23 protein-coding genes and 1 tRNA gene are annotated in these 22,472 nt (G+C 59.2%); 14 read left to right on the forward strand and 10 right to left on the reverse strand.

From position 1 onward, the window contains the following. Positions 1-124: 124 nt before the first annotated feature. The gene (locus G3A56_RS02875; RefSeq protein WP_082184323.1) at positions 125-2,440 is read right to left on the reverse strand and encodes an NADP-dependent malic enzyme; all 2,316 of its coding nucleotides are present in this window, start codon (positions 2,438-2,440) and stop codon (positions 125-127) included. 228 nt (positions 2,441-2,668) lie between these two features. Between G3A56_RS02875 and G3A56_RS02880 the strand changes: the two genes are divergently transcribed. Continuing rightward, entirely contained in the window at positions 2,669-3,508 is an 840-nt protein-coding gene (locus G3A56_RS02880; protein WP_003495762.1) for a UDP-2,3-diacylglucosamine diphosphatase, read from the forward strand. Between the two features lie 566 nt (positions 3,509-4,074). Here G3A56_RS02880 and dgcA read toward each other — a convergent pair. Beyond that, entirely contained in the window at positions 4,075-5,058 is a 984-nt protein-coding gene (gene dgcA, locus G3A56_RS02885; RefSeq protein WP_082184321.1) for an N-acetyl-D-Glu racemase DgcA, read from the reverse strand. Between the two features lie 143 nt (positions 5,059-5,201). Between dgcA and G3A56_RS02890 the strand changes: the two genes are divergently transcribed. The 5 genes from G3A56_RS02890 to G3A56_RS02910 all read left to right on the forward strand — a co-directional run bounded on the left by G3A56_RS02890 (position 5,202) and on the right by G3A56_RS02910 (position 10,282). After that, entirely contained in the window at positions 5,202-6,362 is a 1,161-nt protein-coding gene (locus tag G3A56_RS02890) for an ABC transporter permease (protein WP_082184320.1), read from the forward strand. A 10-nt stretch (positions 6,363-6,372) separates the two neighbouring features. Further along, entirely contained in the window at positions 6,373-7,209 is an 837-nt protein-coding gene (locus G3A56_RS02895) for an ABC transporter ATP-binding protein (protein WP_003495768.1), read from the forward strand. 8 nt (positions 7,210-7,217) lie between these two features. Next, entirely contained in the window at positions 7,218-8,588 is a 1,371-nt protein-coding gene (locus G3A56_RS02900; RefSeq protein WP_059760131.1) for an MlaD family protein, read from the forward strand. 27 nt (positions 8,589-8,615) lie between these two features. Continuing rightward, positions 8,616-9,209: an ABC-type transport auxiliary lipoprotein family protein gene (locus G3A56_RS02905; protein WP_425503355.1), complete on the forward strand. Its 594-nt coding sequence runs from the start codon at positions 8,616-8,618 to the stop codon at positions 9,207-9,209. 104 nt (positions 9,210-9,313) lie between these two features. Continuing rightward, on the forward strand, positions 9,314-10,282 hold the full coding sequence (locus G3A56_RS02910) for an alpha/beta hydrolase family protein (protein ID WP_082184318.1): 969 nt from the start codon (positions 9,314-9,316) through the stop codon (positions 10,280-10,282). Positions 10,283-10,315: 33 nt separating this feature from the next. On the opposite strand, the gene G3A56_RS02915 is transcribed toward G3A56_RS02910, so the two are convergent. Continuing rightward, the gene (locus G3A56_RS02915) at positions 10,316-10,750 is read right to left on the reverse strand and encodes a PACE efflux transporter (RefSeq protein ID WP_082184317.1); all 435 of its coding nucleotides are present in this window, start codon (positions 10,748-10,750) and stop codon (positions 10,316-10,318) included. 429 nt (positions 10,751-11,179) lie between these two features. Here G3A56_RS02915 and G3A56_RS28370 point away from each other — a divergent pair, with 429 nt between their 5' ends. Together G3A56_RS28370 and G3A56_RS02920 are read left to right on the forward strand one after the other, a co-directional pair. Beyond that, a complete protein-coding gene (locus tag G3A56_RS28370) occupies positions 11,180-11,338 on the forward strand; it encodes a hypothetical protein (protein WP_167373899.1) in 159 nt (52 codons plus the stop codon). Positions 11,339-11,489: 151 nt separating this feature from the next. Further along, positions 11,490-11,741 carry a hypothetical protein gene (locus G3A56_RS02920; RefSeq protein WP_003495777.1) on the forward strand — a complete coding sequence of 84 codons (252 nt, stop codon included), beginning with the start codon at positions 11,490-11,492 and terminating at the stop codon, positions 11,739-11,741. A 147-nt stretch (positions 11,742-11,888) separates the two neighbouring features. On the opposite strand, the gene G3A56_RS02925 is transcribed toward G3A56_RS02920, so the two are convergent. The 4 genes from G3A56_RS02925 to G3A56_RS02940 all read right to left on the reverse strand — a co-directional run bounded on the left by G3A56_RS02925 (position 11,889) and on the right by G3A56_RS02940 (position 13,492). Next, a complete protein-coding gene (locus tag G3A56_RS02925) occupies positions 11,889-12,077 on the reverse strand; it encodes a hypothetical protein (RefSeq protein ID WP_020012681.1) in 189 nt (62 codons plus the stop codon). A 34-nt stretch (positions 12,078-12,111) separates the two neighbouring features. After that, the gene (locus tag G3A56_RS29575; RefSeq protein WP_246231111.1) at positions 12,112-12,555 is read right to left on the reverse strand and encodes a hypothetical protein; all 444 of its coding nucleotides are present in this window, start codon (positions 12,553-12,555) and stop codon (positions 12,112-12,114) included. Positions 12,556-12,757: 202 nt separating this feature from the next. After that, positions 12,758-13,009 (reverse strand): hypothetical protein, encoded by a 252-nt coding sequence (locus G3A56_RS02935; RefSeq protein WP_003495780.1) that lies wholly within the window; start codon positions 13,007-13,009, stop codon positions 12,758-12,760. Between the two features lie 150 nt (positions 13,010-13,159). Continuing rightward, positions 13,160-13,492 (reverse strand): hypothetical protein, encoded by a 333-nt coding sequence (locus G3A56_RS02940; protein WP_003495781.1) that lies wholly within the window; start codon positions 13,490-13,492, stop codon positions 13,160-13,162. Between the two features lie 518 nt (positions 13,493-14,010). Here G3A56_RS02940 and G3A56_RS02945 point away from each other — a divergent pair. Beyond that, a complete protein-coding gene (locus tag G3A56_RS02945; RefSeq protein WP_246231113.1) occupies positions 14,011-14,370 on the forward strand; it encodes an energy transducer TonB in 360 nt (119 codons plus the stop codon). Between the two features lie 153 nt (positions 14,371-14,523). Here the strand turns inward: G3A56_RS02945 and G3A56_RS02950 are convergent. The 3 genes from G3A56_RS02950 to G3A56_RS02960 form a co-directional block, all read right to left on the reverse strand. After that, a tRNA-Lys gene (locus G3A56_RS02950) sits at positions 14,524-14,599 on the reverse strand. 155 nt (positions 14,600-14,754) lie between these two features. Next, positions 14,755-15,009, reverse strand: a complete 255-nt coding sequence (locus G3A56_RS02955) for a GlsB/YeaQ/YmgE family stress response membrane protein (RefSeq protein WP_035223217.1) — start codon at positions 15,007-15,009, stop codon at positions 14,755-14,757. A 26-nt stretch (positions 15,010-15,035) separates the two neighbouring features. After that, complete coding sequence (locus tag G3A56_RS02960; protein WP_003495785.1) at positions 15,036-15,263, reverse strand: hypothetical protein; 228 nt, start codon at positions 15,261-15,263, stop codon at positions 15,036-15,038. Here G3A56_RS02960 and G3A56_RS02965 point away from each other — a divergent pair. The 5 genes from G3A56_RS02965 to G3A56_RS02980 all read left to right on the forward strand — a co-directional run bounded on the left by G3A56_RS02965 (position 15,244) and on the right by G3A56_RS02980 (position 22,402). Then, the gene (locus G3A56_RS02965) at positions 15,244-17,802 is read left to right on the forward strand and encodes a mechanosensitive ion channel family protein (protein ID WP_425503356.1); all 2,559 of its coding nucleotides are present in this window, start codon (positions 15,244-15,246) and stop codon (positions 17,800-17,802) included. The two genes, G3A56_RS02960 and G3A56_RS02965, sit on opposite strands and share 20 nt — an antisense overlap. Positions 17,803-18,058: 256 nt before the next feature. Next, positions 18,059-18,775, forward strand: a complete 717-nt coding sequence (locus G3A56_RS28725) for a hypothetical protein (protein WP_246231115.1) — start codon at positions 18,059-18,061, stop codon at positions 18,773-18,775. Next, a complete protein-coding gene (locus G3A56_RS28730; RefSeq protein ID WP_246231117.1) occupies positions 18,775-19,311 on the forward strand; it encodes a hypothetical protein in 537 nt (178 codons plus the stop codon). Before G3A56_RS28725 ends, G3A56_RS28730 begins: the two co-directional genes overlap by 1 nt. Then, positions 19,308-19,628 (forward strand): hypothetical protein, encoded by a 321-nt coding sequence (locus G3A56_RS02975; protein WP_164056164.1) that lies wholly within the window; start codon positions 19,308-19,310, stop codon positions 19,626-19,628. Before G3A56_RS28730 ends, G3A56_RS02975 begins: the two co-directional genes overlap by 4 nt. Before the next feature lie 260 nt (positions 19,629-19,888). Beyond that, entirely contained in the window at positions 19,889-22,402 is a 2,514-nt protein-coding gene (locus G3A56_RS02980; RefSeq protein WP_082184316.1) for a GcvT family protein, read from the forward strand. Positions 22,403-22,472 lie beyond the last annotated feature (70 nt).

Below are 22,472 nucleotides of genomic sequence, written 5' to 3' on the forward strand. Positions count from 1 at the left end.
GTTCGATGTCCCGGCCGGTGGCAGGGGCGTTATACTTCACGAAATCCGTGTTTCAGGAAGATAACATAAGCTGTTGCCGCAATGCGGCAACAGCATGTTCAAAATTGCGTTAATGCGGCCCGCATCACACCGAAGGATGCGATGCCTGCACCACGGCAAAGGCCGCCATGTTGACCACGCCGCGCGAGGTGACGCTGGGCGACAGGATATGGGCGGGCAGGGCCGTGCCGAGCAGGATCGGGCCGACATGCAGGCCTTCCGTCAGGGTGCGGGTGACGCCGAGCGTGATGTTGGCGGCATCGAGGTTCGGGAAGACCAAGAGGTTCGCCTCGCCGGTCAGCACGCTGTTGGGCATGGCGCGCTTGCGCAGCGCTTCCGACAGCGCCGAGCCACCCTGCATTTCGCCATCGACTTCCAGTTCCGGTGCGGCTTCCTGCACGATCTTCAGGGCGCGGCGCATCTTGCGGGCGCTTTCGGAATCGCGCGAGCCGAAATTGGAATGGCTGGCGAGCGCGATCTTCGGCGTGATGCCGAAGCGGCGGATTTCCTTGGCCGCGAGAATGGCCATTTCAGCCACTTCCTCGGATGTCGGATCGTAATTGACGAAAGTGTCGGTGAGGAACAGCGCACCCTGCTGGGTGATGAGCAGGCTGAGGCCCGCGAAGGAACGCACGCCTTCCTGCTTGCCGATGATCTGGTTCACGTCACGCAGGTGGCGGTCATAACGGCCTTCGAGGCCGCAGATCAGCGCATCCGCCTCATCGCGCTTCACCGCAAGCGCGCCGATGACGGTGGAGTTGGTACGCACGATGGTACGGGCCGCTTCCGGGTTGATGCCCGCACGACCGACGAGGGCGAAATAGTCATCCACGTAATCGCGGTAGCGCGGATCGTCTTCCGGGTTGACCACGGCGAAATCCGTATGCGGACGGATGCGCAGGCCGAAGCGCTTCAGGCGCGTTTCGATGATCTGCGGACGGCCGATGAGGATCGGGATGCCGGTACCTTCTTCCAGCAGCACCTGGGCTGCGCGCAGCACGCGCTCGTCTTCGCCTTCGGCAAAGATGATGCGCTTCTTTTCGGCGGCCTTGGCGGCATTGAAGACCGGCTTCATGATGAAGCCGGAGCGCCAGACGAAGCGGTTCAGCTGGTCGAGATAGGCTTCGAAATCGGTGATCGGCCGGGCGGCGACGCCGCTTGCCGCAGCCGCGCGGGCAACCGCCGGGGCGATGCGCAGGATGAGGCGTGGATCGAAGGGCGAGGGAATGAGGTAGTTCGGGCCGAAGATCGGGGTTTCACCGCTATAGGCTTTTGCCGCGACTTCGGAGACTTCCTCACGGGCAAGCTCGGCGATGGCCTGCACGGCGGCCATCTTCATTTCCTCGTTGATCGTGGTTGCGCCGCAATCCAGCGCGCCGCGGAAGATATAGGGGAAGCAGAGAACGTTGTTGACCTGGTTCGGGAAGTCCGAACGGCCGGTGCAGATCATGGCATCCGGCCGGGCCGCACGTGCCGCCTCCGGCATGATTTCCGGATTGGGGTTGGCAAGTGCGAGGATCAGCGGGTTTTCCGCCATGCGCTCCAGCAGTTCCGGCTTCAGCACGCCGGCGGCGGAAAGGCCGAGGAAGACATCGGCGCCGTCAATGGTTTCGGAAAGGACGCGCTTGTCGGTCTTCTGGGCGTAAACTTCCTTCCACTCGTCCATCAGCGTGTTGCGGCCGTCATAAACGAGGCCTTCAATGTCGTGGACCCAGATGTTTTCTTTCTTCGCGCCCATGGCGACGAGAAGGTTGAGGCAGGCAAGGGCTGCCGCACCTGCACCCGAGGCGACGATCTTGACGCTCGAGAGCGATTTTCCGGCCAGTTCCAGCGCATTGGTGACGGCGGCGGCGACGATGATCGCCGTGCCGTGCTGATCGTCGTGGAAGACGGGGATGTTCATCTTTTCGCGCAGCTGGCGTTCCACCTCGAAACATTCCGGCGCCTTGATGTCCTCAAGGTTGATGCCGCCGAAGGTGGGTTCCAGCGCCGCGATGGTGGAGACCATGTCATTGATGCCGGGTGCGTCGATCTCGATGTCGAAGACGTCGATGCCGGCGAATTTCTTGAAGAGGACGGCCTTGCCTTCCATGACCGGCTTGGAGGCAAGCGGGCCGATATTGCCAAGACCAAGCACCGCGGTGCCGTTGGAAATGACCGCGACAAGATTGGCGCGGGCGGTGTATTCCGCCGCCATCTCAGGATTTTCATGGATGGCGAGGCAGGGGGCGGCAACGCCCGGCGAATAGGCGAGCGCCAGGTCACGCTGGTTGCCGAGCGGTTTGGTGGCCTGGATTTCCAGCTTTCCGGGACGCGGATAGCGGTGGAAAAAGAGCGCCTGTTCCTCGATGTCGGCCTTTGCCGTGTTGGCGGGCGTATTGTTCTTATCGTGAGAGGTCATTCTTCCACCGTCATATCTGGTTTCATTCCGGCCCCCTGAATACAACAAACTTCCCCGTGGTACAGCCGTTATTTGCCGCGCATTCATGCAAATACAGGCATGACTTATTCGCGTTTTCGTGAAGCCATTCGTCATATTTCATATAAAATCCGACGTCTGTCATGTTGCTGAAACACGAGTCTGGTTCTGAGAGGTAAGAAAGCCGCAGGGACGCAACCGAACAGGGGGATGAAATCCGTGGCCGGTCAAATCGAAACCAGACAGTTCAGAACGCTTTTCATTTCGGATGTCCATCTTGGGTCCAAGGCGGCCAAGACGGATTATCTGCTCGACTTCCTGAAATATCACGAGGCCGAGACGATCATTCTGGTCGGCGACATCGTCGATGGCTGGCGCCTGCGCCGCAGCTGGTACTGGCCGCAGGGCTGCAACGACGTGGTGCAGAAGATCCTGCGCAAGGCCCGCAAGGGAACGCGCATCGTTTATATTCCTGGCAACCACGACGAATTCCTGCGGGAATTTCCGGGCATGCATTTCGGCGGCATCGAAGTGGCCGAGCGCATGATCCACGAGGCTGCCGACGGCAAGAAATATCTGGTCATCCATGGCGACGAGTTCGACGTGGTGGTGCGCAATGCCCGCCTTCTCGCCTATCTCGGAGACTGGGCATATGACGCGGCGATTGCGATCAACATCGCCATTGCCGCCGTGCGCCGTCGCATCGGCCTGCCTTACTGGTCGTTCTCGGCCTGGGCGAAGCTTCAGGTGAAGCACGCCGTCAACTTCATCGGCGAATTCCAGCGCGTGGTCGCCGACGAGGCACGCCGCAACAATGTCGACGGCGTCATCTGTGGGCACATTCACCATGCGGTGATGGAAGACATGGACGGCATCCGCTACATCAACACCGGCGACTGGGTGGAAAGCTGCACGGCAATCGCCGAGAACGCCGATGGCAGCTTCGAGCTGATCACCTGGATGCAGACAAGCGACGTTACCGCCGAACAGACATCGGATGAGATGGAGCCGGTGGATATTCCGGGTCTGATCGGGAAGCATGCGGCCTGATTGGGCATGCCAACCTCTGCCGCGACGGTGCGTTTCACAGGGATGTGCTGGCTGGGTAATGCGGGCGACGGCGATGGTGTGACCTCGCGGGTGTTGCCTACATGCTCCGAATAACTTGCTACGCCATCCTCAGGCTTGACCCGAGGGTCCACAACCCGGAGCGATGGATCCTCGGGTCAAGCCCGAGGAAGACGACGGTGAGGTTTAGATTCGCCGTTTGCTTTTCGTGAAAGCGAGCGCGGATGGAATGACGGCGCGCAGTCTCGTCATTCTTAGCGTGCGAGAGCCTTGGCCCGCGCGAGAGCGGCGCCCTCAATTTCCAGCAGGCCGGATAAATCAGCGACCCTTTAGAGACATGCCTCAGCTCCTTCATGCGAGGCGAGTGCGTACCCCTTGTGTCTTCTCCCCGCCGGGGAGAAGGTCGCGGCAGCGGGATGAGGGGGCGAGGGTAGAGATATTCAGAGAGCTTGCCCCCTCATCCGACCCTTCGGGCCATGTTCTCCCGGTGGGGAGAAGAAACCAGCGGTGATGTCGCGCCTTGTTTCTCCGCCTTCAATAGCCGGGGCTTACCCCCACAATTCCGGCCGTGCGGGATAAACCAGCGAACCCTCATAAACGAGGCCCGGCTGCCGGTCCTCGGCCAGCAGCAGCGGCCCGTCGAGATCGGCGAAGGCTGTCCCTTGAGCGGCCAGCACCGCAGGCGCCATGCCGAGCGAGGTGCCGAGCATGCAGCCGACCATGATGGTGAAACCGAGGCGCTCCGCTTCCGCCTTCATGACGAGCGCTTCGGTCAGCCCGCCGGTCTTGTCGAGCTTGATGTTAATCGCATCGTAACGGTCGCGCAGGCCTGCGAGGTCGCGGGTGGAATGCACGCTTTCGTCGGCGCAGATCAGCACCGGATGGTCGATGCGGGCGAGGATGGCGTCCTTGCCGGCGGGAAGCGGCTGTTCGATCAGCGATATCTTCAGTTCCGCTGCAAGCCGCAGATAATATTCGATATTATAATCATTCCAGCCCTCATTGGCATCGATGATGATGCGCGCTTGCGGGGCTGCGGCACGCACGGCGCGCAGGCGCGCTTCGTCGTCCGCCGTGCCGGTCTTGATCTTCAGCAGCGGGCGGCCTGCATTTTCCGCCGTTTTCGCGGCCATGGTCTCGGGGTCGGCCAGCGAGATGGTGTAGGCGGTGACGAGCGGTTCTGCAGCCCGTCCGAGGATGCGCTCGGAAGCGCTTTTACCGCTGATCTTGGCCTCGAGATCCCACAGCGCGCAATCGACGGCATTGCGGGCGGCGCCCGGTTGCATCGCCTGCTGGAGTTCCTGCCGCGTCAGGCCGTCGGCGATCTGCTCCGCGATAGCCTCGATATCGGCAATGACGCCGTCGATGCTTTCACCATAACGCGGATAGGGCACACATTCGCCATGGCCGGTGAAGGAACCATCGCGGATGGAGCACGTTACGACATCCGCATGCGTGCGGGTGCCGCGCGAAATGGTGAAGCTGCCGGCGACGGGGAAGCGTTGTGTTGTGGCTTGCAGGTAACGGGGCATGTTTTTTCACTTCCGATTGGGCGACAAAAGACACATGACGCCAAATTTATCACGAATTGTCGGCCGTCACTGTGGCTTGCCGGAGACCGAAACGTTATGAAACCTTTAAGAATCTCGTGACGGCTGCACTCGCTCGGAGCATTATGCAAGAACAGGACACACGGCAACAGGCGAACCCGGCCGCAATCACCGAAGACGACAGCGTCTCCGGCGGCGGTTTGCGTTATGTCATGAGTGGTTCCTGGCGCAACAGCAATCTCTCCGGAATTTTTGAAAGCCTCGACCGGATCGAAAAAAGCAAATCCGGCGGCGCCGTCGAGATCGATCTTTCCGCCGTCGAAGCCATCGACACGACAGGCGCGTGGATTATCCAGCGTCTGCGCAGGGACCTTGAGGCAAACGGCGCAACCGTTACGCTGACCGGCAACGACCGGATCGAAGACGTCATCGGCCAATTGCCTGACAAGGCGGAGATGGAGGCCGAGCCCGTCGCCAGGCCGGGGCTGGTGGAGCGTATTTTCGCGCCGATCGGCCAGGCCGTGGTTCAGAACGGCGCGGATTTCCTCGCCGGCATGTATATTCTCGGCTCCGCCGTGCGCGGCGCGCAGATGAAGCTCGGTCGCGGCCGAGGCGTGTCGCCTGCGGCGATCGTCAACCAGATCGACCATATGGGCGTGCGCGCCGTGCCGATCATCATGCTGATGTCGTTCCTGATCGGCGCGATCATTGCCCAGCAGGGCGCGTTCCAGCTCAGATATTTCGGTGCGGAAGTCTTCGTCGTCGATCTGGTCGGCATTCTGCAATTGCGCGAAATCGGCGTTCTCCTGACTGCGATCATGATCGCCGGCCGGTCCGGAAGCGCGATCACGGCGGAAATCGGCTCGATGAAGATGCGCGAGGAGATCGACGCGCTGAAGGTGATCGGTCTCAACCCTGTCGGCGTGCTGGTGTTTCCGCGGCTGGTAGCGCTGACTATCGCGCTGCCGCTCTTGACCATTCTCGCCAATTTTGCAGCCCTTTTCGGTGCTGCTATCGTGGCACTGCTTTATTCCGGCATCACGTTTGAGGTCTTCCTGTCGCGCCTGCACGGCGCTGTCGAGGAATCGACCATTGCCGCCGGCATGATCAAGGCGCCGTTCATGGCGCTCATCATCGGCATCGTTGCGGCGGTGGAGGGCATGAAGGTGGGCGGTTCGGCGGAATCGCTTGGCCAGCACGTCACCTCCTCGGTGGTGAAGTCGATCTTCGTCGTCATTCTGGTGGATGGTCTTTTCGCCATCTTCTACGCAGCCATCGATTTTTAAGGAGGGCGCGTTGGAAACCCTGGACCAGAAACCGCATGAGACCAAAACCGGAAAAGACGGCCGTGAGGTGGTGCTTTCCGTCGAGGGCGTGACCGTCGGTTTCAACGGTCGGAATGTGCTCGAAGACCTTGATCTCGATGTTTATCGCGGCGAAATCCTGGGCTTCATCGGCCCATCCGGGGCGGGCAAATCCGTCTTGATGCGTGCGATTTTGCGGCTCCTGCCGCGGCAGGCGGGTGCGATCCGCATTCTCGGCAAGGATTACGACAAGGCGAGTGAAGACGACCGCATGATGCTCGACCAGCGTCTTGGCGTGCTGTTCCAGCAGGGGGCGCTGTTTTCCGGCCTGACGGTGAAGGAAAACATCCAGCTGCCGATGCGGGAATATCTGGACCTGCCGAAAAAGCTGATGGATGAACTTGCCTATCTCAAGATCGAGATGGTGGGGCTGAAACCGGATGCGGGCGATAAATACCCGTCCGAGCTTTCCGGCGGCATGATCAAGCGCGCGGCGCTTGCCCGGGCGCTGTCGCTCGATCCCGACCTCGTCTTCCTTGATGAGCCGACTTCCGGCCTCGATCCCATCGGGGCGGCGGAATTTGATATGCTGATCGCGCGCTTGCGCGATTCGCTCGGCCTGACCGTCTATATGGTGACGCACGACCTCGACAGCCTGTTCTCCGTCTGTGACCGCATCGCGGTTCTCGGCCAGAAGAAGGTGCTGGTGGAAGGGACATTGCAGGACATGTTTGCCTGTGACGACCCATGGGTGCAGTCCTATTTCCGCGGCAAACGGGCGCGCTCTGTCGTTCTTCCGGACGGCAGACACGAAAATCCGGTGGAGTAACAAGAAGCATGGAAACCAAGGCGAACTACACCATAGTCGGAATTTTCACGCTGATCGTGATCGCTGCCGCATTCGGCTTCGTTTACTGGATGGCGGAATTCGGCCGTGGTGGCCCGACGGCGCAGCTTGTCGTGCGTATTCCCGGTTCGGCCAACGGCTTGTCCGTCGGTTCTCCCGTGCGCTTCAACGGTATTCCTGTCGGCACCGTGCGCGGCCTTGCCATCGACCGCGACGACCCGGCCTATTCCATCGCCTTTACCGAAGTGCAGGCCGATGCCCCGGTTTTCCCGTCCACGCGCGCCGTGCTTGAAATCCAGGGCCTGACGGGTGCGGCCTATATCGAGCTTTCCGGCGGCAACAAGGATGGCGAGCGCATTCTGCAGAAGGCTGTCGAAAGCGGCGTTCCCGCCGAGCTGACGGCCGACCTTTCCAGCGTCACCAACCTTCTTGCCACCGCCGACAAGATTCTGAAGCGTGCCGATGGCGCCATCGGCGAATTGCAGGGCTTCGTGCAGGATGCGCGTGGCCCGCTGACGCAGACGGTGCGCAATGCCGAGAAATTCTCCGATGCGCTGGCGGCCAATTCCGACGGCATCAAGAATTTCATCGCCAGCCTCAGCTCGCTGTCCACCACCGTGCAGTCGGTCTCGGTGCGTCTCGACGGCACGCTGACGGCCATCGAGGATCTGGTGAAGGCCGTGGATGCCGGCAAGATCGATTCCATCCTGTCGAATGTCGACAAGGTGACGAAGGACGTCGCTTCTGCTTCCAGCGATATTCAGGGCATCATGGAAACGGTGCAGAGCACGGCCCGCAATTTCGAGGCGGCGAGCACCGAAGTGCAGACCGTGGTGAAGCGCGCGGATGAGCTTCTGGCCTCCGTCGATCCCGCCAAGGTCAGCACCGTGGTGGGCGATGTTTCCGCGGCGACCGCCGATGCGCGTGACGCCGTGGCGAACTTCAAACGGATCGCCGATGACGTCGGTGCCCGCCGCGCCGATATCGATCAGGCGGTTTCCGACTTTACCGAAATGGGCCGCAAGCTGAACCTTGCCTCCAGCCGCGTCGACGGCATTCTCGCCAAGGTGGACGGCATGCTCGGCACCGATGACGCCAATTCGCTGTTTGCCAAGGCGCGTGAAACGCTCACATCGTTCAAGGCCGTGGCCGACAATCTCAATGCCCGCATCGGGCCGATTGCCGACAACCTGACCCGTTTCTCCAGCTCGGGCCTGAAGGATTTCCAGGCGCTGATCGGCAGCACGCGGGTGACCGTCGACAATCTGAACAATGCCATCACCAATATTGACCGGGATCCGCAGCGGTTGATTTTCGGCGGCGAAACCGTGAAACAATATGACGGCAGAACAAGGCGCTAAGAGGGGTATGGGCCAATGACACGATTGATGAGCGGCCACAAACGCCGCGCCCTGCTTCTGGCCCCGCTGCTTGCCGTGGCATTGGCAGGCTGCGCGGGTGCGCCGAAGAACGACACGTTCGACCTTTCCGTGTCTTCGGCAACGGTGATGCAGGGACCCTCGCTCAAAAACCGGCAATTGCTGATCGCCGATCCGACCGCGCTCAAGGCGCTCGACAGCGAAAACATCGTGGTGCGTCTTTCGGGCTCGGAGGTGCAATATCTCGGCAATTCGCAATGGAGCGACCGCCTGCCGCGCATGGTGCAGTCCAAGCTCGTGGAAGCCTTCGAGGATACCGGCAAGCTTGGCGGCGTCGGCCGGCCGGGGCAGGGGCTGGCAATCGACTACCAGGTCGTCAGCGATATCCGCGCCTTCGAGGTGGATACGGCAAAAAATATTGCGAATATCGAAATATCGGTGAAGCTCTTGAATGATCGCAACGGCACGGTAAAGGCGCAGGAGGTATTTCGCGCCAGCGCCCGCGTCAGCGGTTCTGGCAACGCCAATTTCGTGAAGGCGCTGGATCAGGCCTTTGCCGCCGCCACCCGCGAGATCGTGGCCTGGACGCTGAAGTCGCTTTAAGCCTCGCGGGCGGGTCATACCGGATTTAAGAAATCAGCCTATGGTGCGGTGAGGCCGCTCCATAGGCTTGCCTTGCGTGCAATCTCTCGATCTGCAGGTTCATCATGCGATTTCTGGTGCCGTTTTGCCTTCTGCTCGTTTCCGCGCTCTTCGGGACCAATGCCGCCATGGCGGCCGGCCTGCGCTTGATCGAGGTTCCATCCGCTGACGGCAAAGCCCCGATCCGGGCTGCCGTCTGGTCACCCTGTGCGGCAGCGCCGGTGGAGATACGGATCGGTCCCTTCGTGCTGCCTGCCGTGCGCGATTGCCCGATCATTGAGGGGCAATATCCGCTTGTCGTCATTTCCCATGGTTTCGCCGGCACCTATTTCAGCCATAGGGATACGGCGGCGGCGCTGGCGGATGCCGGTTTCATTGTCGCAGCGCTCAATCATCCCGGCGACAATGCGATTGACATGAAGCGGGCAGGCGAACTCTCTGCGCTGACCGACCGGCCGGCAGACATTGTGCGCCTGCTTGACCATATGCTGGCAAACTGGAAAGAGGCCGGTTCCATCGATGCGGGACGGATCGGTGTCTTCGGATTTTCACGGGGCGGATATACCGCACTGGTGCTTGCCGGTGCTGTGCCGGATTTCGCAAATGCCGGGCTGCCGTGTCCGGATGAACAAGCGGCGCTTTGTGCGCAGATGCGGGACAAGGGCGCTACTGCGAAAGACCGGGTTCACGATGCGCGCGTGAAGGCTGTGGTCGTTGCAGACCCTCTGAACGCCTTTCCCGGCGCCAGCGATCTGCTCGGCATCAAGGTCCCCGTCCAGCTCTGGAGTTCGGAGCGCGGTGGCGATGGCGTCATGCCGCAGGATATTGTCAGGCTGCGCGATGATCTGCCGGTGAAACCGGATTATCGGACGGTGACGGGTGCGGGGCACTTTTCGTTCATTGCACCTTGCCCCGCCGAGATGGAAAAAGCCGTGCCGCAGATCTGCAGCGATGCTTCCGGCTTTGACCGAATGGCGTTTCACCGCAGCTTCAACGCGGATGTCGTCAGCTTTTTCAAGGCATCGCTGCGCTGAAACGCAGCCGTTTCCTGCCGGCAGCGCCGCTGTTCAGACGGCATCCTGCGATTGCCATTCCGGGAGCGGGAAAAGCCGGTCGTAGCTCCAGTTGAAGACGAAGGCATAGACTACGTAAAACAGCGCGAACGAGATATCCATGACCAGCGCATGGGCGAGGGTGATGCCGAGATACCAGGCGATGAAGGGCATCAGCACGATCAGCAGGCCAAGTTCAAACAGCAGCGCATGGGCGACGCGGATGGCCGGCGTCTTCAGCGTCGTGCCTTTCAGCCGCTGCATGGCGTGGTCGAATCCCAGATTGTAGATGTAGTTCCAGGCCGTGGCGAGCGTGGCGCTGACGAGGCCAACGATGCCGATATCCTCCATGGGCATGCCGAAGATGAGCGCGCCCAGCGGCACGACGAGCAGAAGGCCGATGATTTCAAAGCTGAGAGCGTGGCGGATACGATCTTGCAGGGAACGCAATTTATTCTCCGGTATGTGACCGGGCCGTCCCGCATGCTGTCGCCATGATGGCCGAGGTCGTCCTCGCGCTGGGTCATATAGAGGTTTTGGGCGAAATTTTCAAGCGCGAGGCATTGCTAAGGCAGTCGATGTCACGGGCAGGATGCCGCCTGTTTCTTTTCTCCGCCGGGGAGAAGGTCGCGGCAGAGGGTAGAGGGTAGAGGGTAGAGGGTAGAGGGTAGAGGGTAGAGGGTAGAGGGTAGAGGGTAGAGGGTAGAGGGTAGAGGTGTGCGGAGAGCTTGCCCCCTCATCTGACCCTTCGGGCCATCTTCTCCCCGACGGGAGAAGAAACACGCGGCGACGCGTTTGTTTCTCCTGCGCACACCAACGAAACCGTGATCGGAACAAGACGAGTGTTTTTTCGTTATCGCTCATGGAAGGAGGCGTGCCATGCAGCAGAATTCCTCTGAAGGAAGAACGATAAAGGCCGCCAACGCAGCAAAGGCCTCGACTTACACACCAAGCCTGATTTCCCTGAAAGGAAGTTATGTGGCGATGATATTTCGCAGGCCGCTTTGCCGAAATCCGCTGGATGTGCGGAAAAAATAAGGGCGCCAGGACAGTATCGGTGCTCCACCGCCCATCAAAGACGACGACTGCCGAAATGATTCAGAGCTTTAGATGTCTCTAAAGTGTGATTTTCAATCAGGGTCGTCTCCACCTAGACTGGAGATCGCCATAAAAGCGAAGGGAGAATGACATGAAATCAGTTCTCATTATCGCCGCTGTCTTTGGTTTTTCCGCCAGTGCAGCGCTTGCGGAATGCGCCGGTCATGAAAAGATCAACGCGTCCGTTCCTGCCGTCGACCGTGAATTCAAAACCGCAAGCATCGTTCCACCCACTGATCCGGTGGAAAAGCCAGTCGTCATCCTGAAAAAGACCGATCGCCTTCCCGCGGCAACGGTTGCAACGACCGGTGAGCCAGAAGCTGCAATGCAGCGCATGCAATAAGACGAGACAATGACCTCTTCATTCTGAAAATCCCGTGCGTGACATGATCCGCACGGGATTTTGTTTTTGCGAGGCAGGTGGACGAGCGATCTTCGCTTTTGCGGTGCTGCATCCTGCAACCCGGTCCGCCATTTCTGATGACACCGTCTAACTGTCGAGTTTCAACGACAATTGCTTTGGCCCTTCGTTCTTTTTTAGCACGTAGAGCGGCCGGGTTATGATGACTTCCGTTCGCCGCTGCAACTCGCGGCGGCGCTCAAGCGCGCGCTCGCGCATATCGCGGGACCGGGCGACGACCGAGAGGGCATTTTCTATGGTTGCGTCTGCTGTGTTCATCGCTGACCTCCATAATGTTCACTTTATGTTCTCATTAATGGCCGCTTATGTCAACAGTGTGGCAGGATCGCCGGCGGGCGGCTTGTGCGGACCGGAGCAATAGCTGGCCGCCGCCACAACGTCGCGGGTCGAGGCAGCGGAGCGCCGAATATCCCTGCGGATAGGACGGTGAGCTCCGGTCTGGTCGATCGATTTTTGGAATGAGGTGCCAGGGATGCCGGGCGCTGATCCGCCGCGACTGGCGGGGGATATCAGGACAGGGGCGTTGATCCGGTAAGGGAATTCCTGCCGACAGCAGATCGGTCAAATGTTCGCTGGCGAGCGCGACGATGGCGAGCGCGGCCTGCTGGCGGTTCCAGCCGGCATGTTCCGCTTTTTCAATCAGCCCCTGAATGGAGGGTTCCAGCGCGAATTGGCACTCGGCCTGATAGTCCATGGTGTCGATAGAAAGCGATGGAGAATTAATAGCCGCCCGCATCGTTTGGTCTCCCTGTTTTCCGTCATGCCGATCGTTACGCGAAACGCAAATCGGAACATGCACATTCAGAGGCCGGTGATATCGGGTATGCCCTAAGGCTCCCATATCACTGGCAGCGAATCCCCCAGCAGGCGGACGTTACCGGCAAGTCTTGATCGCTGTCAACGAACGCGCGGTAGCGGTGACGCTGCCATGCGCTTTTTCAGAGCCTTCCATTGCGGAACGGCTTTCGCCTCCAGACCAGCAGGGCCATGACGTAAAGCGCAAAAAGCACGAACCACGCGACGGGCAGCACCATAAAAAGCGCCGCATAGGCGCAGTTGCCCTCAAAACAGGAACCGAGAAGTCCGGAATCGGCAAGCGCCGCCGACAACAAAAACGCACATACCCCGCTCCCGACTGCGCCGAGGACGAACAGCAATATGTTGATGATCAATCTCATGACGCCAATCATAGGGATGATTGAGACGGCTTTGGGGAGATCGGCAGTGCTGTGACGCCGATATTTATCGTTTTGTCGAGTTTGCTGAAAAGCTGGCGTTGAACGCCGTTGTGCCTGTGCGAGCCCTGCCTCTGTCGGGCAGGGCCGCCATTACCGGAGATGTTACTCGGTGATGGTATATTCGCCGAGTTCGCAGAGGTTCTGCGTATCCTCGAGGTCTTCCAGCGCGTCGCCCTGGAATTCGAAGCGCATGTCGTATTTGCAGACGCTGCGGCCGTCGGCGATGGTGATTTCCATCTCTTCGCCGGGACCAAGCGCCTTCTTTCCGAAAACATCGTCTTCCCAGTCATTGACGCCCACCGGCGACGTGTAGAAGGCGTTGAGAACGGAGCTTGTCCCGTTCTTCAGCGTGAAGACAAGGTCTTCCGCCTGTGCCGCACCCGCAACCGTCATCGCCGCGCCGAAAAATGCCGCCATTACCCATTTCGATTTCATGAAGTCCCCCTTTGCCCAATGTTTTGGCAGGGCAATGCATACAGCCAAACAGGCGGCTTGCAATGCAAACTGCGCGCTTTGGTTAAGGGGCGAAGTCGTGTTTATGGCGTTGTATTCTGAAGATATTACGATATTTGACAGCACATAAATATAGCATGAGTTTTTAAAATTATGATTTCGGTAATTTTTACTTATTTCGGTTTCTTAATTAATATATTTTCATATAATCGATTTTTATTTCCGTATAAATTTCCAATTTATTTGTTTTATTGTTATTTTTATCTATTATTTCATGATGTATTTCGTTGTTACGGTGAAGTTAGGTGTTTGAACATTTCCGATGCACGGCGCTTTCAAGCTTTTTACTGGCGGCAAAGATTTTAGAAATTTATGAGCAACGGCCACCGAGGCGCCTTCTTCGATAAAGGATATTTGATTTGTTCAATCGCTTGTTTTTGGTGTCACGCGGCCTTCATCTGTCGGGGCTCGTGGCCTTGGCCATCCTGGCTGGAGGTGCTTTGACGCAGGCTTCAGGCCAGTCGCGGCAATGCAAGGATCCGACGCCGGCCAGCAACCTCAATGAAATGTTCGATGCGATATACGCCTGCTGGGTGCCGCCGGAAGATACCGAGGGTCTTGTGGTGACGCTGCGCTTCGTTCTGCACAAGGACGGGGAGATAAGGGGCAAGGTCGTCGTCGTTGCCTCGCGCCCGCAGGAGGAGAGCCCGAGACGGCAGGCCTTTATCGATTCCGCCATCAATGCGGTGAAGCAGGCCGCGCCGGTTCCTTTCACCGAGGAATTCGGCGGCCGTATTGCCGGTCGACCATTGGAGCCGCGATTCATCGGCGCAAAAAGCGTGACGGAAACGAAGTTGTAGACTTTGCGGGGGGGATCTGACGGGGGTGCCCGGTGTCTTGGGTGACGGGTGGCGCCTCTCGCGCAGGCATTGCCGAGAGCGCGACGCGTACCCGCATACGCTAAGGCGATGCTTCAAGTAAGCATCGCAACGTCTTATCATTTCAAGAGAATTTGGTGGGTGATGTAGGGCTCGAACCTACGACCCGCTGATTAAGAGTCAGCTGCTCTACCAACTGAGCTAATCACCCGACCGACACCGTGTGGCGGTGTGAGGGGGGCTATAAAGGGGAAGTTTGGGCTTGTCCAGCGCGGAAATGAAATTTCTTCGATTTTTGTGACGAAAAAATTTCAGTCGCGCTGGAAAAGTCTGGAAATCCGGGCTTTTACGGATTTTTCATTTTCCTCATCCGCGTCTGAACGCTCGGCCGATAAGGATGAGGATGCAGGCGCCGATGAAGCCGGCGATGAGGTAACCGATCCAGCCGGTCAAAACGATTCCAAAAACCGACAATATGGCGTTGGCGACGATCGCGCCGACGATTCCAAGAAGGATGTTCATGAAAACACCCATATTGCTTTTCATGAATTGTTCGGCGAGCCACCCGGCGACACCACCGATGATGATAGCTGCGATCCAGCCAATACCAGCAGATTCCATGATTTCCTCCCATGTTTGCTGCACTATCAAAGGTGATGATTCTCGTGGTGAAAAGCAAGGCAGACACCCGAAAACCTCGCTTTATGCGGGTGGTTTTCCTCGCTGCAGGCGGTAAATAGCCTGAAGCGGTGTTCAGAGACGAAAGGCATGGATGTGCGGTTGATGGTTGGCGGATTGATAAACGACAGGCGCGTGATGGGCGGACAGGCGTCCGGCCGGCGGCGAAAGACCGCCATGGCCGCGATAATGGCCATGATGCTTTCCCTGCTTGGCGGGTTTTTCCTGTCGGCAATGCCTGTCTCCGCACAGGAAGGGACAACGCCGTCCGCACCGGTCGTGATCCAGGCCTCCGCCGTCGAGCAGGCAAGAGCGGATCTGGAAAAATGGAAGGCCGATGTTTCGGCGATCGCCAAGCAGGTGGAGGCGGGCGGCAGCGACGACGCGCAGCTGGTGGACCTGAAGGGACGCGCAGATACCATTGCAGCCGATGCCTCCGCCACCAACACCAAGCTGCGCACCCGTCTCGACCAGATAAAGACGCGCCTTGAGGCGCTTGGCGAGCCACCTGCCGATGGCCAGCCGCCGGAAGCGAGCATGGTGACCGAAGAGCGCGCCAGGCTGACGGCGGAGCGGGCGGAGGTGAACGCGATTGCCGGCGAGGTGGAGAGCACCGCCACCAATGCCGCGCAGATATCCAACAATATCACCGCGGTGCGCCGTGCGCTTTTCGCCGCCACCCTGTTCAAACGCACGGAAGTCTCCGCCCAGACTTTGGGCGATGCGTCTTCCGCCTTCTTGACCGAACTGACTAACCTCAACAATGCCTTCAGCAGCTGGGCGGGCTTCGTCTGGAACTACAAGCGCCTGCCGATGTTCGGGGCCGTGGTGCTGTCGATCATGGCGGCGCTGCTGTTTCTGGTGGGTGGTTATCGCTTCTTCGGCAGCCGCATGGACAGGCGCGCCTTTACCGGCGAGCCCTCCTATCTTCGGCGGCTTTCGGTGGCCTTCTGGTCAACCATGGTGCAGTCGCTCTCGCTTTTCCTGTTCCTGGTGACATCGGCGTTCTTCCTCGATAATTTCAACGTGCTTCGCTCCGATATAGCGCCGATCCTGTTCGGGGCCATGGCGATCACCGGCTTCGTTTATTTCGTGTCGCGTCTGAGCTATGCGATCTTTGCGCCGACGCAGCCGGAATGGCGGCTGCTGCAGGTTTCCAACAAGGGCGCGCATACGCTGTCTTCGGCAGTGCTGTTGATGGCGCTGGTCAACGGCCTCGACTATCTGTTCGGCACGATCAGCGAGACGCTTTATTCGCCGCTGATCGTCACCGTCGCCAAGAGCTTCGTTGCCTCCATCATCATCGGCATCATCCTGCTCACCGTTTCGTTCCTGCGCCCGATGATCGGCGAGGGGCAGGATTACGAGACCGCCAACCAGCGCCTGCCGCGCTGGCTCGTCATCCTGCTGCGTGTCGGCGGCCTCGTGCTCATCGGCGCCTGCCTCACGGGTTATGTCGGGCTGGCGCGCTTCCTTGCCACGCAGATCGTCGCCACGGGTGCGGTGCTCGCAACGATGTATATCGGCATTCTCTCGGGCAAGGCGATTTCGAGGCAGGGGGCCTTTGCGGAATCCCTTGCCGGCCGTTATCTCGGGCGTCGTTTCGGTCTCGGTCCGGTTGCGCTCGATCAGGCCGGTCTTGCCGCGGGGCTTGGCATCTATGCCGTGGCACTTGCCTTCGGCGTGCCGCTCATCCTGTTTTCCTGGGGGTTCCAGCCGGGCGACATTGAAAGCTGGGCCTATCGCCTGCTGACCGGCATCACCGTCGGCAATGCCTCCATCTCGCTGATCGGCCTGTTCGGCGGCGTCCTCGTCTTCGCCATCGGCTACATCATCACGCGCTGGTTCCAGAAGTGGCTGGACAACAACGTCATGGCGCGCGGGCAGGTGGATGCCGGGGTGCGCAACTCGGTCAAAACAGGCATCGGCTATCTCGGCATCGCGGTTGCGGCCATCTTCGGCGTGTCCTCCGCCGGCCTCAACCTATCCAGCTTGGCGCTGGTCGCCTCCGCTCTTTCCGTCGGTATCGGTTTCGGCCTCCAGAACATCGTCTCGAACTTCGTCTCCGGCCTCATCCTGCTGGTCGAACGCCCCTTCAAGGTGGGAGACTGGGTGGTGACAGGTACGACGGAAGGCACCGTCAAACGGCTTTCCGTGCGCGCGACGGAAATCGAAACCTTCCGTGGCCAGTCGATCATCGTGCCGAATTCCGAATTCATCAATTCATCGGTCGGCAACTGGACACACCGCAACCGTATCATGCGCGCGGAAATTCCGGTTTCCGTGGCTTACGATTCCGATCCGCAGCAGGTCATGGATATCCTGCTGGAACTGGTGCGCGCCCAGCCGCCGGTGCTGCGCAACCCCGAGCCGCATGTGGAATTTTTGCGTTTCGGCGATTTTTCGCTGGATTTCGAATTGCGTTTCCACCTTGCAGATCTGTCAAACGGGCTTGGCGTGAAAAACGCGCTGAGGATCGCCATCCTCAAACGTTTCCGCGAGGAGGGGATCGATATTCCGTTCCCGCAGCGCAACCTCAATATCCACGTGGAAGGCGACGCCAACCCGCAAATGCTGGCGGCGCTGCTTGCGGAAGAGGGCGAGAAGGCGGTGGCCGCGCATACGGGCGCCGCATCGCCCGCCTCTGGAACGACGGAAAAAGATGTCGCCGGGGTGGGCGACAAGACCGCTTCGGAAACGAAGGCGACACCAAAGCTGGTTGGCAAGGATAAATGATGGTGGGCTGCATCGGCAGGGTTCTGGCGACTGCGCCGTAGCCTTGCCGGTGTTGGAAAATGGCGGACGCGGGATGGGTGGCTGGCAAAACCCGGCCTGGCTGCTGAGGGATGTATCGCCTGCGGATTTCACAACGATCTGCCCGTCGCCTGTCGCAAAAATATAATCGAAATACCCGTAATGACTGTATTGATGAATAAACTTTAAGTAGATATATTGTGGTTATTCTTTAGTTTATTTTTCTGTCGGGGTTCACATGCCGGATCCAGTCGATGAGCCTGCCCAGCCTGCCCAGCCTGCCCAGCCTGCCCAGCCTCCGGGCCAAGTTCCAGTAAAAGCGTCTCTGATGGAAAAGCTGAAGGGTGTTTGGGCATGGGGAAAACCCCATGCCACCAGGGCGTCCTTGCTGGCGGCAGGCATCGTTATCGGCTCCGCGGGTCTGTTTTTCCTGATGGGCGAGACGGATGTGACCGACGATTACCTGCCGAAACGCTGGAACGAGTCTATCCGCAGACTGGGAATAGAGCCGGTCTATCCGCCGCAGGAGGATATTTATGTGGGGGATATCATTGCGGAGGTTGTGGATTCCGGCCACAAGTTCAAGTCCCTGCCGCGCGATCTGGAAAGCGAATCCTTTATCGGGCGCTACGTCAAGATCACTCAAATACCGAATTTGAGGGGATATCTGGCGGTTAAATCAGACGCGCCCTATTTTGGTGACAGCACGTGGCTGGACGATAAAAAGGGGCTGACGGTGTCTCAGCCCCGCACTGAGGTCACAACCGAAGGAACGACGTCGGGCTTGCAGGTGAAGGATGCGCTCTTTCCGGTCATCAAGATAGAACGGAAAGAAGGCATGGCGGGGTTCTGCGCAATATCGCCTTTGGCGGTGCGCGGGCGGATATCGAAGAGATCGAGCTTCAGAATGTCCAGACCTACGCGATCAACCCTTTTCATGCGCAAAGCGCGCTGATGAGCTTTTGCGATGATGAAAATACCAAGGTCTATTGTGCCGACGAATATCTTCGCGAAAAACTGTCCTATATTCTCAGCCGTGACATTTTGAGAACCGCAGAAACTGAAGATTGTGGTTCGCGCTATATTTACGATATCCGCTTGCTGGTTGTGCGCCAGGCATTTTTGACGCGTGGGGTGAAGGTGACCAATGGCCGGGGCCGCTCGGCCTTTCTCGATGCGCGGGGTGTCAAGAGGGATACATCAAAGGAAATGGCTGACGCGGCTGCGGCGGCGACCAGTCAGCCGCAGGGCGGGCAGGTTAACGCCGAGGATATGTCGGGCAAAGACAACAGTATTAGCAGCATAAACAGTTCCGGCCTCTTTTCCGACCGCCAATTTGCGCGACCGCTCGTCATCGGCTTCAAGAGCGTTTCCATCGGTATGCGCAACAGTACGCCAGCGTGGCTGGACGCCGCGGCAAAAGCCGCTGCCGGTAAGGATGTGAAAGATCGCGCGAAGATTTGTGCATCTTCGCAGGAGGTTGCGAAATGAGAAAGACCATTTTTCTCTTCGGTGTGTTTTTTCCGTTTCTGGCAAATGCGCAGGATGCGGCTAGTCCCTCTGTAACTGCCGGAGGCCTTGAGCAATTCACGGCCGACTGCATCTATCGCATTCCGCCCTGCGGCGGTGGTGGTAATCCTCCGCCACCTCCTCCGCCGGGTGGTGGCGGCGGGATACACAATCTGCCGGGAGGCCCAATGTTCAGGGACACGATCATCGTTCCCGGCAATGACGTCCTCAAAGGTTTGAAGCTGGACGGCCCGGATGTCCGGGGCTGCAAATGCAGCTTCAGAACAGGTAGTCGCTGAAGTCGATCCTTGAATTGCTTGTTCTGAACGGGTCGACATCCTCGAACTGTTTTGCACCGAATATTCCTGAAACCTTCGCCGCTGCTCGCAAGGGCGTCGGCGGTGTGAAAGCCAGTCTGGCGCAGGCATTTTCTCCCCTGTCGCAGCACCCTATGGCCATGTCGCAATCAGGCGGCTGAACGGCGGCCGGTCGCTTCATATTCCTCCCATCGATTTGGCGGCACGGCAGGTTATGCCGGCGCTTTTTAGGGGTTCTGGAAATGAAGACACATGCACGGGCGGTGGTGATCGGTGGCGGCGTTGTCGGCGTCTCGACGCTTTATCATCTTGCCAAAAAGGGCTGGAGCGACAGCGTTCTCATTGAGCGCAAAGAACTGACGTCTGGCTCCACCTGGCATGCGGCCGGTCTCCTGCCGCTGTTCAACATGAGCTACTCCGTCGGCCAGATCCACAAATATTCCGTGAAGTTCTATGAGGAGCTTCAGGAAGAGACCGGCATGAATGTCGGCTTCTCCAAGGTCTCCAACATACGTCTCGCCCGCACCAAGGATCGCTGGGACGAATATATGTATTATGCCGGTATTGCCGAGACCATCGGCGTGCGTGTCAACATGCTGACGCCGGAGCAGGTGAAGGAAATCTGGCCGCTCTGCGAGACGGACGGCCTGCTCGGTGCCATCCAGCACCCCGATGACGGCTATATCCAGCCTGCCGATCTGACGCAGGCATTGGCCAAGGGCGCGCGTGACCGTGGGGCGACGATCTATCGCAATACCACCGTCACCGCCATCGAGCAGCTGGAAGACGGTCACTGGAAGGTGACGACCGACAAGGGCGAGATCATCGCCGAACATATCATCTCCTGCACGGGCTCCTTCGCCCGCAAGACCGGCGAGATGGTCGGCATCAATATTCCGGTCATCCCGGTCGAGCATCAATATATCGTCACCGAGCCGCACCCGGCCATCCAGGAACGCCGCCGTCAGGGCCTGCCGGAAATGGGTGTCCTGCGTGAATCCGACTCGGCCTGGTATATGCGCGAGGAGGCAGGCGGCCTGATCCTCGGTCCTTACGAGGTTGGCGCGCCGGTCTGTTATGTCGACGGTCCCTCGGATGACAGCGAATATGAGCTGTTCCAGGAGGAGTTGGACCGCCTGATGCCGCATATCGAAACGGCGATGGTGCGCGTTCCAGCCTTCGGCGAAGTGGGTATCAAGAAGGTCTATAATGGCGCTATCGCCTATACACCTGATGGCAATCCGATCGTCGGTCCCGCACCGGGGCTGAAGAATTTCTGGCTGAACGAAGGCCATTCCTTCGGCATCACGGCCGCCGGTGGCGCCGGCTGGCAGCTGGCCGAATGGATCGTCGATGGTGAGCCGACGCTCGACCTGATGGGTGTCGATCCGCGTCGTTTCGGGCCTTACGCTACGGAAGGCTATCTCATCGCCAAGAACGAAGAAGCCTATGCCAACGTCTTCACCATGCATTATCCGGACGAAGAGCGCTCCGCCGCGCGTCCGCTGAAGACGACACCGGTTTATGACCGTCTGAAGAAGCTTGGCGGCGTGTTCGGCTCCGTTTATGGCTGGGAGCGTGCCAACTGGTATGCGCCGGAAGGTTATGCGCTGCGCGAGGAAGACCTTGGCGTGGGTGCCGATGTCATCACCAGCCACAACCATGCGCCGGCCTTGGATGATGGCCGTATCGTCGAGAAATGGTCGTTCCGTCGTTCGAACTATTTCGAACATGTCGGCAATGAGGTGAAGAACGTCACCCAGAATGTCGGCGTGCTTGATATGTCGGCCTTCGCAAAAATGGAAGTCTCCGGCCCGGGTGCGCGCGCATGGCTGGACAGCATTCTGGCCAACATCGTGCCGAAGAAGCGCGGCCGCATCGCACTGACGCATCTTCTGACGCCGAATGGTGGCGTGAAGGTGGAATTCACCGTTTATGAATGGGCTCCGGGCCGGTTCTATCTCGTTTCGGCCGGTGGTCTGGAGGCGCATGACCACGACGTGCTGCGTCGGCTTGCCCCGACCGACGGTTCCGTGGTGCTGCAGCCGATCACCCAGAAATACGGCGTGCTGGTGCTTGCCGGTCCGAAGTCGCGCGATCTTTTGAAAAAACTGACCCGCACCAGCCTCGAGAACAAGGATTTCCCGTGGCTGACGGCAAAGCAGATTTCCGTCGGTGTTGCGACGGCGCATGCGCTGCGTGTCAATTTCGTGGGTGAACTTGGCTGGGAACTCCACCATCCGATCGAAATGCAGAACTACATCTTCGACCGGTTGATGGAGGCAGGTGCGGAATTCGGCATCAAGCCGTTCGGCATCCGCGCCATGGTGTCCATGTCGCTTGAAAAGTCCTATCGCAATATGGGGCGCGAGCTTTCGGTGGAATATAACGCCTATGAATCCGGCCTTGACCGCTTTCTGCGTCCGGAAAAGAGCTTCATCGGCCGCGATGCGCTTGTGGCCTACAAGGAGTCCGGGGTGAAATGGGTGTTCTCGACGCTGACCGTTACCGGCAATACGGATGTGGACGCGCGTGGGTCTGAAGCGATCTCCGACGAGAGCGGCGCTCTTGCCGGCCGTGTCACCAGCGGCGGTTTTGGCTGGCGCATCGGCAAGTCGATTGCGCTCGCCATGCTCAAACCGGAATATGCGGCAATCGGCACGAAGCTGAAAATCCGCATTCTCGGCACGCTTTATGATGCCGAAGTGGTGGAAGAAAGCCCGTTCGATACGGAGAATGCGCTGCTGCGCGCCTGAGACCGCTTCTATCCGCACTGACGATACGGCCCTTGCGGGCCGTATTTCCGTTTAGGTAAGCATGTGCGTA

It is taken from the genome of Rhizobium oryzihabitans (assembly GCF_010669145.1).
Lineage (GTDB): Bacteria > Pseudomonadota > Alphaproteobacteria > Rhizobiales > Rhizobiaceae > Agrobacterium > Agrobacterium oryzihabitans.

Bases quoted from the DNA above. Each gene is read 5' to 3' on its own strand.
- dgcA (WP_082184321.1), bottom strand. From the start codon at position 5,058: ATGCCCCGTTACCTGCAAGCCACAACACAACGCTTCCCCGTCGCCGGC.
- G3A56_RS02965 (WP_425503356.1), top strand. From the start codon at position 15,244: ATGGCCGCGATAATGGCCATGATGCTTTCCCTGCTTGGCGGGTTTTTC.
- G3A56_RS02900 (WP_059760131.1), top strand. From the start codon at position 7,218: ATGGAAACCAAGGCGAACTACACCATAGTCGGAATTTTCACGCTGATC.
- G3A56_RS02880 (WP_003495762.1), top strand. From the start codon at position 2,669: ATGAAATCCGTGGCCGGTCAAATCGAAACCAGACAGTTCAGAACGCTT.
- G3A56_RS28730 (WP_246231117.1), top strand. From the start codon at position 18,775: ATGAGCTTTTGCGATGATGAAAATACCAAGGTCTATTGTGCCGACGAA.
- G3A56_RS02920 (WP_003495777.1), top strand. From the start codon at position 11,490: ATGAAATCAGTTCTCATTATCGCCGCTGTCTTTGGTTTTTCCGCCAGT.
- G3A56_RS02980 (WP_082184316.1), top strand. From the start codon at position 19,889: ATGAAGACACATGCACGGGCGGTGGTGATCGGTGGCGGCGTTGTCGGC.
- G3A56_RS02875 (WP_082184323.1), bottom strand. From the start codon at position 2,440: ATGACCTCTCACGATAAGAACAATACGCCCGCCAACACGGCAAAGGCC.
- G3A56_RS29575 (WP_246231111.1), bottom strand. From the start codon at position 12,555: ATGCGGGCGGCTATTAATTCTCCATCGCTTTCTATCGACACCATGGAC.
- G3A56_RS28725 (WP_246231115.1), top strand. From the start codon at position 18,059: ATGCCGGATCCAGTCGATGAGCCTGCCCAGCCTGCCCAGCCTGCCCAG.
- G3A56_RS02890 (WP_082184320.1), top strand. From the start codon at position 5,202: ATGCAAGAACAGGACACACGGCAACAGGCGAACCCGGCCGCAATCACC.
- G3A56_RS02925 (WP_020012681.1), bottom strand. From the start codon at position 12,077: ATGAACACAGCAGACGCAACCATAGAAAATGCCCTCTCGGTCGTCGCC.
- G3A56_RS02975 (WP_164056164.1), top strand. From the start codon at position 19,308: ATGAGAAAGACCATTTTTCTCTTCGGTGTGTTTTTTCCGTTTCTGGCA.
- G3A56_RS02905 (WP_425503355.1), top strand. From the start codon at position 8,616: ATGAGCGGCCACAAACGCCGCGCCCTGCTTCTGGCCCCGCTGCTTGCC.
- G3A56_RS02935 (WP_003495780.1), bottom strand. From the start codon at position 13,009: ATGATTGGCGTCATGAGATTGATCATCAACATATTGCTGTTCGTCCTC.
- G3A56_RS02960 (WP_003495785.1), bottom strand. From the start codon at position 15,263: ATGGCCATTATCGCGGCCATGGCGGTCTTTCGCCGCCGGCCGGACGCC.
- G3A56_RS02910 (WP_082184318.1), top strand. From the start codon at position 9,314: ATGCGATTTCTGGTGCCGTTTTGCCTTCTGCTCGTTTCCGCGCTCTTC.
- G3A56_RS02955 (WP_035223217.1), bottom strand. From the start codon at position 15,009: ATGGAATCTGCTGGTATTGGCTGGATCGCAGCTATCATCATCGGTGGT.
- G3A56_RS02940 (WP_003495781.1), bottom strand. From the start codon at position 13,492: ATGAAATCGAAATGGGTAATGGCGGCATTTTTCGGCGCGGCGATGACG.
- G3A56_RS28370 (WP_167373899.1), top strand. From the start codon at position 11,180: ATGCAGCAGAATTCCTCTGAAGGAAGAACGATAAAGGCCGCCAACGCA.